We start from the raw sequence: 17,541 nt of genomic DNA, 5'->3' as shown, positions 1-17,541 counted from the left end.
CATAAGCGCATTTTCGATTAGAATTAGCATTAGTGAAAATTTCCTTATTCCACTAGAACCTTTTAGGAAGAGATTTTTTTAAAATAAATAAATTAATTCATTTAATTTATTTTTATAAAAAGAAAAAATTGAAATATTCAATTTGTTACTTTAAACATGGAATATTTAATGAGGTAAAATCCTTTTTTCTCCAACCTTTTTCAACGTTGAAGTAAATAATCAATATATATTCCACAAAACTCAAACAGAACTGGATTACCCATACTTTGATGACCCATATTTTCTATAGACAATCCTACACACACGATATTTTTTGTCAAAATTAACCGGAATACGAAACACAGGCAGTCAATTATGTTGTTATTTTCTTATTTTCAGTTTCCAACCCTTAAAAAAGGCAGCGCCAACTCCTAAAAGTAGTAATAATTAGAAAAATATATATAAAAATGTAAGTTTGTATTTATAAAAACTTAATAATTTTTTCTAAAAAGAAAGTCGTTTTTTTATAAGGAGACACGCAGTAACAGCAAAAAAACAATGGCATCAATAGATTAAGAACAAAAAATAAGAATTAAAAAATAAAAAAAACAATAAAAACAAAATAAAAATCTATAGAGAAAAATTTAGATAAGAAAACTCCCAATTGAAATGTGTTACTGAAGGTTACTTTTTAAATTTAAAGTTACATTTTAATTGTTATTATTTTGTATTGGTTTTGTTTTTATCGTGATAATAAATTACTTATTGCACCAGAGTATAATGGTGCCATTTATAACCCTATTTCACTCACTTTTAGTAACATGCTTAAAATACAATATTAACGTATATTGTGAGGTGTGATTTATTTATTTGAATATTAAATGGTTGTGATTTTTTCCTAATACGCTTTTTTCTAAGCCTCACTTTTTATTCATTCTCATTTCAGTCTCTATGTATCATAAAGTTATGGTAAACTTGTCTTCACTATCATTGGGATTTTTGCTGTGGGGTCAACGACCATGAAAATAATGAGTGAGGATAAGCTGCTAGTGATGGCCGAAAGAATTTGCCAATCAAGAGGTGTTAGGCTAACGCCTCAGCGGGAAACCGTTCTACGGCTAATAGCGCAACAACACGGTGCAATAAGTGCTTATGACCTGCTCGATTTGCTGCGTGAAGTCGAGCCTCAAGCCAAGCCACCAACAGTCTATCGTGCGCTTGAATTTTTAATGGAACAGAGCTTTATTCATAAAATCGAATCGACAAATAGCTATGTTATCTGCCATCACTTTGACAATCCTAGCCATATCTCAGTCATGTTGATTTGTGATCATTGCGGTGGCGTAGCAGAAAGTGATTGCGGAACCATAGAAGCTGCTATTTTAGATTTAGCTAATCAAAATCAATTTCAACTCCGTCATACCGTCGTTGAGAACCATGGTTTATGCCGAGTATGCAGTGAGTTAGCTAGCTGTAAAGACCATGAGCATTGTCATCACGACCATGAACAACCTATTAAGACAAAGAAAAAGTAATCACTAAGACAATAAAATAGACAAAACACACTATAGTAGAGCGTAATATTTTATTTTATGTCTCTTAATAAGTCGGGTGCACAGATAAACTCACTAATGAGTAAAAGAAAGGTATCGCAGGCAGACTCCTAAAATAGATACATAGTAAATCTGCCAGCAATATTTTTGAGGGTATTTTATGGCGCTAACATTAGCACCAGTCACCATTACGGATCACGCCAACCGCTAGCCCTTCAATTGTAAAATTCTGCTGACGCAGATCAACAATAATCGGAGCAAATTCTGCATTTTCAGCGATTAACTCAACACGGTTACCTTGCTGCTTAAAGCGTTTCACAGTCACTTCATCTTCAATACGTGCGACAACCACTTGCCCATTGCGGACATCTTGTGTTTTATGCACAGCTAAAAGGTCGCCATCCATAATCCCAATGTCCTTCATTGACATACCATTAACACGTAATAAAAAATCAGCATGGGGCTTAAATAGAGCAGGATCCACTTGATAATGACTTTCAATGTGCTCTTGAGCCAATAGAGGTTCGCCAGCAGCAACACGTCCAATCAAAGGAAGCCCCTGAACTTCAGCATCATTTTCTTCTTCAAGTAGTAAACGGATACCACGAGAAGCCCCTGAAACAATCTCAATGACCCCTTTACGTGCCAAGGCTTTAAGGTGCTCTTCTGCCGCATTAGGCGAACGAAAACCAAGGCTTGCTGCTATTTCAGCGCGTGTAGGTGGCATACCCGTCTGAGCAATGTGATCGCGCACCAGATCATAAACCTGCTGTTGTCTAGCCGTCAGTGCTTTCATCTCGTTCCCCTGTTTGTTTATACAGTCAGACTGTGAGTATATACAGGTAAATGAAGTTTTGAAACACTTAAATCACTGAAGTGCCATATTTGTTGAAAGCTCATCAAGGATTTATCGATTTGCGACAACTTCGACATTAGCCAGCAAAATAGTGTTGCCATAAAACGGTTGCCCAAATAACCAATGCGAGTCCAATGGTCACAAACACCGCGGCAGAACCGATATCTTTAGCTCGACCAGACAATTCATGATATTCACTGCCCACGCGATCAACCACCGCTTCAATTGCACTATTCAGTAATTCAACAATCGCCACCAGCACAACGGAACTGATCAACAATAATCGATCGATATAACTCACATCCAACCACAGCGCGATAATGACGGCAATCAATGCCGCAACAGATTCCTGCCGAAAGGCCGCTTCATTAATCCAAGCCGCCTTTAATCCTTTAAGGGAATACCCCGCAGCCTTTATTACACGAGTCAATCCCTTAGTTTGGTTCGCCATATTTATTCCTCAAAATTACAAACAATAATCATTTTTTGCGGTCAAAGTTAATCATTTGCCAGTTGATTTCTGGTATGCTTGCGAAGCATTGTTAACAAGAGGCTATAATCATTTATGTCACTATGGCGTAAAATATATTACAACACGTTGAATTTACCACTTAAATTACTGGTAAAGAGTAAACTCGTTCCAACAGACCCGATATCAGAACTGGAATTGGACACCAGCCGGCCCACGTTATACGTGTTGCCTTATCATTCCAAGTCTGACCTTTTAACATTACGTCACCAATGCTTATCGATCGGTCTACCTGACCCGTTGGTCGATAATGACATTAATGGCACTAAATTACCGGCCTATGTCTTCATTGATGATGGTCCGAGAGTCTTTCGCTACTACTCACCGAACCCACGTAAAGAGTCAGTAAGAATATTCCATGCATACCTAGACTTGCATCGTAGTAATCCGAATCTCGATATTCAAATGCTACCTGCATCCGTGATGTTTGGTCGTGCACCTGGACGAGAAGGCCATACACCGGCTCCCCCCTTACGCTTACTCAACGGTATCCAAAAATTCTTTGCCGTGATTTGGCTTGGGCGAGATAGTTTTGTCCGTTTTTCGCCAACCGTATCCATGGGAGTGATGGCGCAAGAGCATGGTACCGATACGATTATTGCGAATAAACTAGCACGTGTTGCCCGTATCCATTATTCACGTCAACGCCTCGCGGCGGTTGGTCCGAAACTGCCTGCCCGCCAAGATCTTTTCAATAAGCTATTAACCTCAAAAGCGATTGAAAAAGCGGTTGAAGATGAAGCGCGTAGTAAAAAAATCCCACTGAAGAAAGCACAGCAAAATGCCGTCAATATGATGGAAGAAATTGCGGCTAACTTCTCTTATGAAGCAATACGCTTGACGGATAGAGTATTAGGCTGGACTTGGAACCGTTTATATCAAGGGATCAATGTTCAGCATGCGGAACGCGTTCGTCAGTTAGCGCAAGATGGCCATGAAATTGTGTATGTGCCATCACATCGTAGTCATATGGATTACTTATTGCTTTCTTATGTTCTGTATCATCAAGGGTTGGTTCCCCCTCATATCGCGGCAGGTATCAACTTAAACTTTTGGCCAGCAGGTCCAATTTTCCGCCATTTAGGCGCTTTCTTTATACGCCGTACGTTTAAAGGAAACAAACTTTATTCGACCGTATTTCGTGAATATCTCAGTGAGCTGTTTGCACGGGGTTATTCCATTGAATACTTTGTTGAAGGTGGACGCTCTCGCACAGGTCGCTTGTTGCAACCCAAAACAGGCACACTGTCGATGACACTACAGGCCATGCTACGTGGTGACTCTCGCCCTATTACTATCGTACCGATTTATATTGGTTATGAACATGTTATGGAGGTGGGGACCTATGCAAAAGAGCTACGAGGTGCTGAAAAGGAGAAGGAAGGCTTCTTTTCGATGGTACGAGGCCTGCGTAAATTACGTAATTTAGGTCAAGGCTACGTTAATTTTGGCCAGCCGATTTCGTTAACACAGTATTTAACGAAACATGTGCCTCATTGGCGTGATTCTATCGATCCTATTGAGCCTCAAAGACCAAGTTGGTTAAACCCTGTTGTGAGTGGTTTGGCCGATAATATTATGGTGAATATCAATAACGCAGCGGCTGCCAATGCGATTAACCTTTGTTCAACGGCACTACTGGCTTCACGTCAACGCTCTCTAACGCGTGAACAACTGATTGAGCAAGTCGAATGTTACCTGCAATTATTACGTAATGTTCCTTATACTGCGGATACAACGACACCCAATAAAACCGCCGAGCAATTGTTAGAACATGCTTTGCAGATGGATAAATTTGAAGTCGAAAAAGATAGCATGGGGGATATTATTATTCTGCCTCGTGAAAATGCTGTTTTAATGACCTATTATCGCAATAATATCCATCACCTTTTGGTCTTACCATCACTGATATCAAGTATTGTGCTACACCATGAGCGCATCAGTCGCCAAGATATCCACTATCAGGTTGGGCAAATTTACCCGTTCCTCAAAGCGGAACTATTTATGCGCTTTGATAACGAATCTTTGATAGAGGTCGTTGATACTTTAATTGATGAACTCAACCATCAACAGTTGGTATGCGTGAAAGAAGACGGCGTCGTGGTACTCAATCCTCGTCGTATTCGACCGTTGCAGCTACTTGCCGCAGGTGTCCGCGAGACATTACAACGCTATGCGATTACGCTTTCTCTACTCAATGCGAGCCCTGAAATTAGCCGTAATACCTTAGAGAAAGAAAGCCGCATGCTTGCTCAGCGACTTTCTGTGCTGCATGGCATTAATGCACCGGAGTTCTTTGACAAAGCTGTCTTTTCAACTTTAGTGGAAACACTCCGAGAAGAAGGCTATATCGATAACGATGAAAACGACATTTTTACGGCCAACGCGAAAAAACTGTATTCTGTTATTTCACGTTTAATGTCGCCAGAAATACGTTTAACTATCGAAAGCGTCAGCCAGCCAGAAGAGCGTTCTGCTGAGAAAGAACCCGCAAAAGAAGATTAGTTAGTTTACTCTACAACCCTAAACTAAGGGGGAATGTGTCTAACATTCCCCCTTATTTGTATCCATCCCGTCAGCTATACCGACTTAGCCCAAAATCACATACCACTTCATCAAGACCCACTTAAATAGGAATATGTCACTTGTTGAAGGTGCTGACGATAAGCGTTCTTACCGTTTCTGAATGAGTGCCTATTATTTTAAGGTTCAATATTCCTGACAGAAAACGAATTCAACATATCGCGACGTGATTTTGAATTAATAGAAGAAAACGTCAATCACCTAAAGAAACATTGGCTAAGAGGTTGTGAATTGATGAGTGCAAATGAACATAGCCAATAATACGCGGCTTGGAATATGACGAGTATAAAAAAGTGATCTTAATTGATAATACATTCCCCTTCCTTAATTCATCCCACCGTTTCTGACTTCCTATTTAATCCAAACAAGTACGTTCTCATTATTAGCCTGAATATATACATTACACGTCAAAACGAGATAGCAATATTGAGTCAGATTTTAATATCCACAAACCAAATAAAACACAGACTTATATAGCAATCAATTATAGATATACAACTCAATATCTGCCTATCGCACTTTATTATTGGTGTTTAGCACTCTGGAGCGTTCAGCTATCGTTATTGTTGAAATAACCTAATAACTGATCTCTCTAAGTAAGGTAATTAGCATTTATTACCCAGCTATCAGCAATGGAAATACCTTCCTAAAGGAAGGAATAAAAGGAATAGATCAATGATTTTTGGTATTAACCATCACAGTATCAAATCATCTCAGAGGCACTTATTACTTCCCGTTTTACTGTCCGTCTCCATCATGCCCGCAGCGACAGTATTTGCGACGGACTTTGTGGGTGAGGTGGAAGTGAAACCTTACTATTTGCGAGCAGGAGAGACCGTTTACAGCGTGGCTCATCAGTATGATCTGACCGTGGAGGAACTGAAAACCCTGAATCAAATGCGTCAGTTTCCCCGCGCTTTTGAACAGCTATCGGCAGGAGATGAAATTGATGTTCCAAGCACACACGCAATAAAGGCCGCTAACAAAAAAGCGACAACAAAAGAGCAGGCTGACCAACAAGATCATGAAATACAGAACTGGTTGTCTCGTACTGCTCCCGACTTTTTTGAGTCTATGAACACACAAAGTCCTAACGAGTATCTTTCCAGACAAGCCAAAAATATGGCCGTTACCAAAGCCTCATCAACCATGGAAAACTGGCTGAATCAGTATGGCACTGCACAGATTGGTGTGCAGCCGGGAGACAAACTGTCACAGAGCACCCTATCTGCTGACATGCTGCTCCCCCTGTATCAAAACCCGGATTGGCTCGTCTTCACCCAGTTCGGTGGGCGAAACCTTGATGAGCGCACCACGCTAAACTTAGGGGGGGGAGTTCGTCGATTCAATGACCAATGGATGTATGGTGTAAACACCTTTTATGACATCGATATTACCGGTAATAACCGTCGAGCCGGTATCGGGGGGAGTTGTCGTCCGATTACCTACGTTTCTCTGCTAATGGTTATCTACGACTCAGCAACTGGCATCAGTCACGGGATTTTGACGACTATGATGAACGACCAGCCAATGGGTTTGATATGACCGCCAGTGGCTGGTTACCGTCTTATCCACAGCTTGGCGGCAAACTGAAATATGAACAATATTTCGGGGATGAAGTGGCGCTAAAAGATAAGGATACGCGTAGTCAGGCTCCAAAAGCGATCACGGTGGGAGTGAACTATACCCCTTTCCCATTGGTCACCCTCGGCGCTGACTGGCGTAAAGGAAACGGGAGCGATGAACTTCAGCTGCAAGCAAAACTGACCTATTCATTAGGCGTGCCTTGGAAAGATCAAGTGTCATCTGCCGCAGTAGCGAATCTACGCACGCTCTCAGGCAACCGTATGGCACTGGTAGAGCGCAATAACAACATCGTGCTCGAATACCGTAAACAGGAACTTATCAGTCTGATACTGCCACAGGTCATCCGTGGCCGTGGCGCTAGCCAGCAGTTAGTCAACGCCATTCTGAACGCAAAATACGGCGCTGAACGCGTGGAATGGGGAATGCTTAGCGCATTCTCATCCAAAGGCGGGAAAGTGCAGTCTGCTGGCAAAAGTCTGACTGCTTGGCAGATACGCCTACCAGCTTGGCAAGCGGGGTCAACGAATACCTATACCCTGAGTGCCAGCGCATGGGATGGAAAGGGAAATGCGTCAAAACCGGTCTATGTCACGATCATCGTGGACGCTGGGCTTTCTAACCGCTACTCACGTCTAACAGTGGGGTCAGATTCACTGAATATCGCTCAATCCGAAATATTGACTCTGACGATGCGAGATGAACAAAACGCACCGGTAACGGGGCTAGCTTCTTCTATTCAGTTGCCATTTACCTTCAAAACAAAGAAAGATGGGCCATCCCTGTCGCCTTCGCAAAGTGGTATTAAGTTGGCGGCATTGAAAGAAACGGCTCCCGGTGTTTACACCACCACCATAACAGCTGGAAAGCTTCCCGGCACTCTTACCCTGACCCCACAGGTAGATGGTATCAGTATCGCGTCGACGACAGTAGAAGTGATGGCAGCCCCCGTGGGGATACAGATATTTCGAAACGGTACCGCCATGACAGGGCATCCTGTGGTTGGTGATGTCCTGACTGCCACCCCAGACTGCCAAGATAACTGTATTTTGCCAACCGCGTGGCAGTGGGAAGTAGAGACAACTCAAGGGTCAGGACAGTATCAACCTATAAGTGGCGCGACAGCCATTACGTATACCGTCACGACAGAGATGCAAAAGCGCAGACTGCGAGTAACGGCACAATAAATACGCCCATCGGGCATTTAAAAATATGAGGTAACAATCAGATGAACAAAAATCAGCAACCAAACCTAATAGCAGGCAAAGGCAAACTCGCTCTCCTGATAACGGGTGCAGTTCTGAGCATGGCTGTCAGTACGCCTGTACTCGCAGCCTCCACGACTACTCCTGTCTCGGTGACCTCCCCCGCGACAAAATCGGTTATCGGTCATGCGCCAGTTCTGAAAACAGATGGGCAAATCAAAGCCAATGACAAAAACGGTGACAATGTTTTAGGAGAAAATGACACTTTGGAGGCTTCAGGCTTTGCGTTCGACGATGCAGATGGCGATAAAGTCACCATTAGCTATGAGTGGCTTGCAGACGGAACAACGATTCCAAGCGAGACCAGTGACAAGCTAATACTGACAAATAAGTTGCTGGGGAAAACTATCACAGTCAAAGCAATTGCGCACACTGATCCAAATGCTACCGATCCCGCAGAGAGCAAACCCGTGGGAGCGAAAACCTACCTAGATATTAAAGGAACCAAGCTACCGGACGGTAGCGGAATTACAACAGTGAATGGTAGTGTCGTGAAAGCCGTGACCATCTCCGGTCTCACTTCAGGAAAACCAGAGGTTGGTAAAAAGCTGACAGCAGATGTTACCTGTCATGGCACTTGTGACAGTAGCAAATTGACTTACCAGTGGCAGATTGAGAATGCGGCGGGTTCAGGCTTATACAGTAATATTCCGAGCGCAACCACGAAAGAGTACACCGTTAAGGGTACTGACCAGAAACGAAAAATTCAAGTTATCGTCTCTAACAAATAATCAGTATGAGCCGCGGCGGGTTGCTCCCGTTGCGGTCATTTTTATCACAAACGACGACACTAGAAGAGGATATTCATGAAATGGCTAAGAGGACAAAAATCAACCATCTTATTTGTCTGGTAACACTAGCAATAGGACTGATCATCGGAGGAAGTGTGTCCGCTTCTGTGAGCGAGGTTAATACAAGAACAGCTCCCGTTATAGGGCACGCACCCGTCGTGAGTGATGTGACATTTGATCAGATGACACCAGCCGTCCATGATACCGTCACGGCCACTCCAACGATAACAGATGAGGATCATGACACGCCAGTGACATCACTTTATCAGTGGCAACTGGATGGTAAAGATATTCCAAAGGCCACAGAAAATAGCTATCGACTGGTGCCCGGAGATGGCAACGGGAAAAAACTGACCATCATGGTCACACCGCAAACCGATCCTGCAATCACGGAACCAGCAACTGGCATAGCATTCACTTCATCCCCTATCATCACCCAAGGGCTGGCACCTGAGGCCGTCGCAGTGAAAATTTATGGCAAACCAGAAGTAGGACAATTGCTGACTGGATCTTATCTCTACCATGATAGTGATACCCCAAAAGACCTTGAAGATACCTCAAGCAGCGGTACCCAATTCGAGTGGATTTGTTCCCGTAGCAGTAGTAAAAAAACACTAGCAACAGCTAAGACTTATACCCTACAAGATGCAGATGTCGGGTGTGAAATTTCTTTTAACGTCACCCCTCGTTCAATCAGTGGGATACCGAATACCGGTGCGCAAGCTCAGTCAAAGGCGCTCAATGTGATTAAAGCAGTACCACCACCGGAAATTCGGCTATTTAACGGCAACCAGATAGGGGATCGTTCCGGCCCTGGATACAATATAGAGATAAATTATGTGAACCCTGGTTATGGGGCTCTTAAGGCAATAGTATTTCAAGAGCATAAAGGAGGTTCAGAGAAAAATTATCCTTTAGATGAGGTTAAAGTTGGCGAACTCACTAACAGTCATTCACTTGTTACTGATTCTGGAAGCGCTATAAAGTTTGGAAAAAATGCACGAAGTAGTACAGGGGCTATAATTTCTGTTTATGCCACCCTTCATTTTCAAAATGGAAAAAGATTACAAGGCAGTTCGGGTTATATAACACTGGAGTAGCCAAGCAGCATCGTTAATTTAATTAGCAATCTGAGGGGTAATGTAAGTCGCATTACCCCTTTGACTAATTAAAAACTGGTTTACCAGTAACTGACTAAAATCCCGACAAATAAGATAAAACCCACATAATTATTATTCATAAAGGCTTTAAAACAGGGAGCGCGCTCTCTATTGACCATCAGTTTTTGCTGATAAACAAACAATAACGCAGCCAGTAATAACGAAATATAATAAGTGACGCCTAAATTGGCGAGTAGCCCAATCGCCACCAGCAAGCCAATCATCACCACTTGTAAGATACCGATGATCAATTTGTCATACTGACCAAATAAAATAGCCGTCGATTTCACACCAATTTTTAAGTCGTCATTGCGATCCACCATCGCATACTGGGTGTCATAAATCACCGACCATAAAATATTGACAAGAAACAGCAGCCAGCAAACCAGTGGTAATGATTCACTCACCGCAGAGAATCCCATCGGAATAGACCAACCAAATGCGGCCCCTAAAACGACTTGAGGTAAATGGCTAACACGTTTTACAAAAGGGTAAACCCATGCCAACGCTAATCCAGCAATAGAAAGCCAAATAGTCATAGCATTCAATGTCAGAACGAGCAAGAACGATAACCCGACAAGGCCAGCAAACAACATTTTGGCTTCTTTTTCGGTCACATCACCACTAGGTAATGGGCGATGTTTCGTGCGTTCAACATGTCCGTCAAAATGGCGATCAGCAAAGTCATTAATCACACACCCTGCTGCCCGCATCAAAAACACGCCAGCGGTGAACACAATCAGAATATGTAAACTAGGTATACTTTGAGCTGCAATCCATAGTGCCCAATAGGTTGGCCATAACAACAGTAATGAACCAATGGGCCTATCAATACGCATCAAACGGCTGTAGGCATGCCATTTACTTAGCGCCATACTTCCCTCCATTTGTCGTGCTCCTTTATTTTTTATCTTTTATATGCAGGTGATTCAGGTAAAAATAGTTCGGTTAATAATAACGGTTTTTCTGATAATCTTAATAGGGAGCGCCGGATCCATCGTAAATTTTGCTGCCCTATATGGATATAATCACGAGTAAGATTATCATGACTGAAAAGATAACGCCCTAATGGAACGGCACCAATGTCAATCAATTGACGATCTTCTCCGGTCAATGTTTCTTGAGGAATCAGGGTTCGCCCAAGCAACCACGGGATATTATCCCCATACATAATGACCTCTCGTAACCAATAATATTCACTGGGAGGCAAACACTGGACTTCTTCTTCACTTAAAGCTTCTTTGGTCACATAACGTTGTGTATAAGGCACGACGGTGACACGTTGGCAGTGCTGCTCTAAGCGCTTTGTCATTGACCCGAGTTCATATAACCAGTCTAAAATATTTTCAGGAACAAGGTTATCCGTTTCTGACAGCCAAGTTATCGGGTGAGAGGTAAAAAGCGTTTCATCCATTACTCATAATTCCACCACTAAAATATGTGGTTGTGCATCATATTGGTTCATACTATGAAGGATATCACGTTGTTTTGCTGTAAGGTTAAAGTTAGCTAACAAATTAGTTAAAAACTCACAAATTAAACATGAATTGTGAAAATTTTTTGAAATAATTTTTAATAACTAATGAGTTATCAACAATAAAAGAATTATTAATATTGAAATGACTAAACCGCAATAGCCTGCTAACTTAGCAGGCTATCACTGATAGGTTAATTAACGCCATGCTTTATAACGATTAATTAATCCATTTGTTGAACTATCGTGGCTACTGACATCATCGGTACTTTCTAGCTCTGGCAAAATACGGCTTGCCAGTTGTTTACCCAGCTCGACACCCCATTGGTCGAACGTGAAGATATTGAGGATCGCCCCTTGAGTAAAGATCTTATGTTCATACATTGCAATTAATGCACCCAATGAATAAGGCGTTATCTCTTTGAGTAAAATCGAGTTAGTTGGACGGTTGCCTTCAAACACTTTATAAGGCGCAACATATTCCATATCCGCTGGGTTTTTACCTTGTGCTGCGAATTCCGCATCAACCACTTCACGAGTCTTACCAAATGCTAGGGCCTCGGTTTGAGCGAAGAAGTTAGACAGCAGTTTATCGTGATGATCACCTAATGGATTGTGCGTTACCGCCGGGGCGATAAAGTCACAAGGGATCATTTTCGTTCCTTGGTGAATTAATTGATAAAATGCATGTTGCCCATTAGTCCCCGGTTCACCCCAAATAATCGGGCCAGTCTGATAAGAGACTTTATTGCCATTGCGGTCAATATACTTACCATTCGATTCCATATTGCCTTGCTGGAAGTAAGCGGCAAAACGATGCATATATTGATCATATGGCAGAATCGCTTCAGTTTCCGACTCAAAAAAGTTGTTATACCAAATGCCAATAAGCCCAAGTAGCACAGGAATGTTATTTTCAAAGGCGGTTTGAGTGAAATGTTTATCCATCGCATGCGCACCTTCAAGGAGTTGCACAAAATTATCATAACCTACGGATAAAATGATGGATAACCCAATTGCAGACCATAGAGAATAACGACCACCAACCCAATCCCAGAACTCAAACATATTGGCTGTATCAATACCAAACTTAGCAACTTGCTCACCATTCGTTGATAGCGCAACAAAGTGCTTAGCCACATGCTGTTCATCTTTTGCTTGTGCAAGTAGCCAGTCACGCGCGGAATGCGCATTGGTCATGGTTTCTTGAGTCGTAAATGTTTTCGACGCGATAAGAAAGAGTGTTGTCTCTGGATTCAATGTTTTCAACGTTTCAGCTATCTGAGTCCCATCAACATTGGAAACGAAGTGCATATTGAGATGGTTTTTATAAGGTCGTAGTGCCTCTGTCACCATAAATGGGCCAAGATCAGAACCACCAATACCAATATTCACGACATCCGTAATTGCTTTCCCTGTATACCCTTTCCAGTCACCCTTAATGATACGCTCACTGAATTGATGCATCTTTTCTAATACTGCATTGACATCCGGCATCACATCTTTGCCATCAACATAGATAGGCGTGTTGTCGCGGTTGCGTAACGCAATATGTAAAACGGCACGGTCTTCCGTACGGTTAATTTTTTCGCCGCTGAACATACTTTCAATCGCACTTTTCAGCGCTGTCTCTTCCGCCAGCGCTAATAATTTGTCCAGGGTCTCTTCAGTAATTCGGTTTTTGGAGTAGTCCACCAAAATTTGGTCGCCGAATGTCGCGGAAAATTTATGAAAGCGATCATTATCTTGTTTGAACAGGTCACGCATATGAGTCTCTTTCATTTGCGAAAAATGTTGCTCTAGCGCCCGCCATGCTGCCGTCTGGCTTGGATTAATACTCTTCATGGATAACACTCTCCAAAAGATTTGAAATAAAAGTCAATTGTAACTCGCCGAGACATCTCGACCTATCAGTTTCCTGTGATCTAATCATCCTAATGATATTGGTCAATTTTTTACAATTTTTCCAGAGCTTATTACAGCCATCGAGAAAAGCGATAATCAATTAGCCATCATTAGAATTACTGATTTGTATCGATTCTTCATTGACGCCATCGAGCTAACCCGATATTTCTATATAAAAAATAGATTGCCAAAAGGGATTGATACCATGAATGCAGTAGCGTCTTTATCAGAAAGTACCCCGTTCGTTATCGCTAAATTTGGTGGAACGAGTGTCGCCAATTTTGAAGCGATGAACAAAAGTGCTGATATTGTTCTTTCAAATAATCATGTCCGTGTTGTGGTTCTTTCTGCCTCAGCAGGGATCACGAATTTATTGATTGAACTTGCCGAAGGTTGCGACACTGATAAACGTAATGAGCTACTGCAAAAGGTCAAAGACATTCAATACGCAATTATTGATAAGTTACAGCATGCTGACGTTATTCGCGAAGAAATTAATCGTTTACTGGATAATATCGCCCATTTAGCGGATTCCGCTTCACTTGCAACATCAGACGCCTTAACGGATGAAATGGTCAGTCATGGTGAATTAATGTCAACGCTACTGTTTGTTGAAGTGATCCGTCAGCGTGGTACCGATTCACAATGGTTCGATGTCCGCAAAGTCATGAAAACCAATGCAAACTTTGGCCGTGCAGAACCTGATTTACAGCAGTTAAAAGAGGCTGCGCGTCAACAATTGCTGCCGCGTTTACAAAATACAGTATTCATCACCCAAGGTTTTATTGGTCAAGACAGCAAAGGCCGTACCACTACCCTTGGCCGTGGTGGAAGTGATTATACTGCGGCTTTACTCGCTGAGGTTCTCGACCTATCTCGCGTTGATATTTGGACCGATGTACCGGGTATCTACACGACCGATCCCCGTGTCGTACCGGCTGCTCAACGTATTGATGAAATTGCTTTTGATGAAGCGGCTGAAATGGCCACTTTTGGGGCAAAAATTCTACATCCCGCGACCTTATTGCCAGCAGTACGTGCAGGCATCCCTGTGTTCGTTGGCTCGAGCAAAGACCCGGATGCAGGGGGGACATTAGTCTGCGATAAAACAGCGAATGCTCCACAATTTAGAGCATTAGCTTTACGCCGCAAACAAACATTACTGACATTGCATAGTTTGAAAATGCTCCACGCACGCGGCTTCTTAGCTGAGATATTCACGATTTTATTGCGTCACAATATTTCTGTTGATTTGATCACCACGTCAGAAGTGAGCGTCGCGTTAACACTCGATACGACAGGCTCAACAGGCACTAATGGGAGCTTACTCACGAACGCACTGATGACCGAACTTTCGACCTTGTGTCGCGTTGAAGTGGAAGAAAATCTCGCGTTAGTTGCGATTATTGGTAATGAGTTATCTCAAGTGAATGGACTGGGTAAACAAATTTTTGGGGCTTTAGAATCATTTAATATTCGCATGATCAGCTACGGGGCTAGCAGCCACAATATTTGCTTACTTGTACCGGGTAACGATGCGGAAGAAATCGTGCGGACTTTACACTCAAATCTGTTCGAATAAGCCATTATTTTATTTTTAACAAGAGGGTCATCACCCAATGACCCTTTTGTTATATCCATCACCGCTTATTCATTATTAATTGAACGTTATCACTGTATTTTAGCATTGATGCTTTCGCTTCTTTATTTTCCTGTAATAGCTGTAAGTTTTTGATCGCAACGGCATTACCTGATTGTGCCGCGCGTTCAAACCACCTCATCGCACGGAAAATATTTTTCTCGCCGCCTAGCCCTCGCGCATACATTACTGCAAGGTTATTTTGAGCCTCACTGATATCTTTAAATGCGGATTGCTGCAAAAGCTCTCGTGCCTTTTGGACGTTTTGTTGTACGCCTGTGCCCGTCAAATAAAAAAGCGCTAACTGGTTTTTTGATTGAATATTATTCTGTTCGGAGGCCAATAACCAACTCACGATCTTTTGACTGTCAACTTTAGGTAACTGTCCTTCCAGATACCATTCCGCTAATTTAACTTGAGCCTCGGGAATATCATCATCGGCCATACTCATATACCATTCAATGGCCTTTCCATGATCGGCTGTTACACCACCTAAGCCTTGCTCATAAAATTCAGCCACTTTCATTGCAGCCGCAACAGAACCATTTTCAGCACCTTGCTGATACCAATCGAACGCACTCGGCAGATCTTTACCTATTCCATCCCCTGATTCATAACCTCGCCCCATGGCAAATTGCGCGTCAGCATTTCCCTGTAATGCGGCACGTTTGTACCAATAGATAGCTTGATAATGGTTTTTCTCAATTAAGCGATGACCTTCGTAGTAAAAGTCGCCCATATTGGTTTGTGCTGTTGCTGAGCCCATATTTGCCGCTTGGCGATACAAGTTGATGGCCCGTTCTTCATCCTTTTCAACGCCTTCACCGTTTTCATATAACACAGCCAGATTATTCACTGCGGAAGCTACGCCTTGCTGCGCACTCTCCTCATACCATTCTCGGGCTTTTTGATAATCAACATCTCCGCCTAATCCATCATGGTAGAACATGCCTAGCGCAAATTGCCCATAGGCTTGCCCCTGCTCCGCGGCTTCTGAATACCATGCTTTCGCTTGCTGGTAATCTTGTTTTACGCCATAGCCACGCTCATATAAAAATCCTAGGCCATACTGGCAATAGGCATCGCCTTTTTCAGCCCCTTTACGATACCAACGAGCAGCCTCTGCATATTTTTCCTGATTTTGTGCTAATAGCCCCAAATAATAATCGCCATCGGTATTACCCAGTTTGGCGGCTTTTTTAAACCAAATAGCCGCCTGCTGACTGTCCGCAGGTAAATAGTCCGTACCGTCCATATAAACGAGGCCAATATCCAAAATAGCGTCAATATCGCCGGACTCAGCTTCTTTCAATCGATGAGTAAAATCTTCAGGCAGGTTATTTGAAGGTGAAACTTGAGATGCTGGTAATGATTGTTTTTCTTTGACTGACAACGGTTCTGTTGTCTCAGCTTGCACAAAAGTCACATTGCTCAAGCAAAGCAATACTATTAAAGATCGTAAATTCATTAGCTCTATCCATTCACCGGCGTTATGCATATAACATAACACTCCTAATGGAAAAGAATAAGTGTGCCGAATCTAAAATCGATAAAGAATAGCGTCTATTCGCGAATAAAGGTGGTGAGATAACATTCACCACCTTTGTTCCATTAATTCACTCGATATCCGCCATGTTTACTGGCAAATAAATTAAACTTACCCCATTCAACAAGCATTGACTCCAATGTTTCATGGTTTACTTTGCATAAGTTGGCAATTTGTGACACCACAAATTGGTTTTCCCCGACTAACTCAGCCGAGAAAACTTCAGCAATCCAGCCACACTCTTTGACCGTCACCAACCAACCATCATTCGTCGCAAACTTATGAACTGGGATCATCCCTTCTTTTGGACTTTCCTTGGACAATAATGCATCTTCCTCGCGCTGCGCTTGATGAAATGCTTCAATTTCTTCTTGTGAAGGAATAGGCTCAACCACTTTCGCATCTTCTAAATAAAGATAGATTTCCTCTGCTCGAGCCGGTGTCAATTCACTCTTTAGCCAAACTTGATTAAAACAGTGATCACTGAGCATCTCGTCAGTATCCAGCTTATCCATGATTTGCAGAATGCTCATCATCGCGCTCACGAAATCTTCGCTCATGAAAAACGTCTCAGGTGCCGCACTGTTTTGGATTTTATAAGGATAGACCGCCGTATCCGGCAGCCTATCTTCAATCATAAATTCGTAGCTCATCATTCAGCCTCTTTAAGTGTCTTA

13 protein-coding genes and 1 pseudogene are annotated in these 17,541 nt (G+C 42.5%); 7 read left to right on the top strand and 7 right to left on the bottom strand.

The features are described from left to right. The first annotated feature begins 998 nt into the window (after positions 1-998). Positions 999-1,514, top strand: a complete 516-nt coding sequence (gene zur / locus G3341_RS01985; RefSeq protein WP_154623869.1) for a zinc uptake transcriptional repressor Zur — start codon at positions 999-1,001, stop codon at positions 1,512-1,514. A gap of 190 nt (positions 1,515-1,704) precedes the next feature. On the opposite strand, the gene lexA is transcribed toward zur, so the two are convergent. Further along, positions 1,705-2,328 (bottom strand): transcriptional repressor LexA, encoded by a 624-nt coding sequence (lexA, locus tag G3341_RS01980; protein ID WP_163860577.1) that lies wholly within the window; start codon positions 2,326-2,328, stop codon positions 1,705-1,707. A 136-nt stretch (positions 2,329-2,464) separates the two neighbouring features. Then, on the bottom strand, positions 2,465-2,839 hold the full coding sequence (locus G3341_RS01975) for a diacylglycerol kinase (RefSeq protein WP_154623871.1): 375 nt from the start codon (positions 2,837-2,839) through the stop codon (positions 2,465-2,467). Between the two features lie 114 nt (positions 2,840-2,953). Between G3341_RS01975 and plsB the strand changes: the two genes are divergently transcribed. The 5 genes and pseudogenes from plsB (at position 2,954) to G3341_RS01950 (ending at position 10,240) form a co-directional block, all read left to right on the top strand. Further along, complete coding sequence (gene plsB / locus G3341_RS01970; RefSeq protein ID WP_154623872.1) at positions 2,954-5,422, top strand: glycerol-3-phosphate 1-O-acyltransferase PlsB; 2,469 nt, start codon at positions 2,954-2,956, stop codon at positions 5,420-5,422. 753 nt (positions 5,423-6,175) lie between these two features. After that, positions 6,176-7,311: pseudogene (locus G3341_RS01965) on the top strand (inverse autotransporter beta domain-containing protein); the annotation flags it as partial. Positions 7,312-7,347: 36 nt separating this feature from the next. Beyond that, on the top strand, positions 7,348-8,271 hold the full coding sequence (locus G3341_RS01960) for an invasin domain 3-containing protein (protein WP_432279735.1): 924 nt from the start codon (positions 7,348-7,350) through the stop codon (positions 8,269-8,271). Positions 8,272-8,312: 41 nt separating this feature from the next. Further along, positions 8,313-9,080 (top strand): ZirU family protein, encoded by a 768-nt coding sequence (locus G3341_RS01955; RefSeq protein ID WP_154623874.1) that lies wholly within the window; start codon positions 8,313-8,315, stop codon positions 9,078-9,080. An 80-nt stretch (positions 9,081-9,160) separates the two neighbouring features. Further along, positions 9,161-10,240, top strand: a complete 1,080-nt coding sequence (locus G3341_RS01950) for a hypothetical protein (protein WP_163860574.1) — start codon at positions 9,161-9,163, stop codon at positions 10,238-10,240. Between the two features lie 80 nt (positions 10,241-10,320). Here the strand turns inward: G3341_RS01950 and ubiA are convergent, their stop codons facing one another. The 3 genes from ubiA to pgi form a co-directional block, all read right to left on the bottom strand. Next, complete coding sequence (gene ubiA, locus G3341_RS01945; RefSeq protein ID WP_167520930.1) at positions 10,321-11,175, bottom strand: 4-hydroxybenzoate octaprenyltransferase; 855 nt, start codon at positions 11,173-11,175, stop codon at positions 10,321-10,323. 32 nt (positions 11,176-11,207) lie between these two features. Beyond that, the gene (ubiC, locus tag G3341_RS01940) at positions 11,208-11,714 is read right to left on the bottom strand and encodes a chorismate lyase (RefSeq protein WP_154623877.1); all 507 of its coding nucleotides are present in this window, start codon (positions 11,712-11,714) and stop codon (positions 11,208-11,210) included. Between the two features lie 258 nt (positions 11,715-11,972). Beyond that, positions 11,973-13,619 (bottom strand): glucose-6-phosphate isomerase, encoded by a 1,647-nt coding sequence (gene pgi, locus G3341_RS01935; protein ID WP_154623878.1) that lies wholly within the window; start codon positions 13,617-13,619, stop codon positions 11,973-11,975. Positions 13,620-13,884: 265 nt separating this feature from the next. Between pgi and lysC the strand changes: the two genes are divergently transcribed. Further along, positions 13,885-15,261, top strand: a complete 1,377-nt coding sequence (lysC, locus tag G3341_RS01930) for a lysine-sensitive aspartokinase 3 (protein ID WP_154623879.1) — start codon at positions 13,885-13,887, stop codon at positions 15,259-15,261. Between the two features lie 58 nt (positions 15,262-15,319). Here the strand turns inward: lysC and G3341_RS01925 are convergent, their stop codons facing one another. Then, positions 15,320-16,786 carry an SEL1-like repeat protein gene (locus G3341_RS01925; protein ID WP_154623881.1) on the bottom strand — a complete coding sequence of 489 codons (1,467 nt, stop codon included), beginning with the start codon at positions 16,784-16,786 and terminating at the stop codon, positions 15,320-15,322. Positions 16,787-16,929: 143 nt separating this feature from the next. Then, positions 16,930-17,517 carry a hypothetical protein gene (locus tag G3341_RS01920; protein WP_154623882.1) on the bottom strand — a complete coding sequence of 196 codons (588 nt, stop codon included), beginning with the start codon at positions 17,515-17,517 and terminating at the stop codon, positions 16,930-16,932. Positions 17,518-17,541 lie beyond the last annotated feature (24 nt).

It is taken from the genome of Providencia vermicola, from assembly GCF_010748935.1.
GTDB classification, from domain to species: domain Bacteria; phylum Pseudomonadota; class Gammaproteobacteria; order Enterobacterales; family Enterobacteriaceae; genus Providencia; species Providencia zhejiangensis.
The sequence above is the reverse complement of the archived record's forward strand: the minus strand, read 5'-3'. Positions and strand labels throughout refer to the sequence as shown.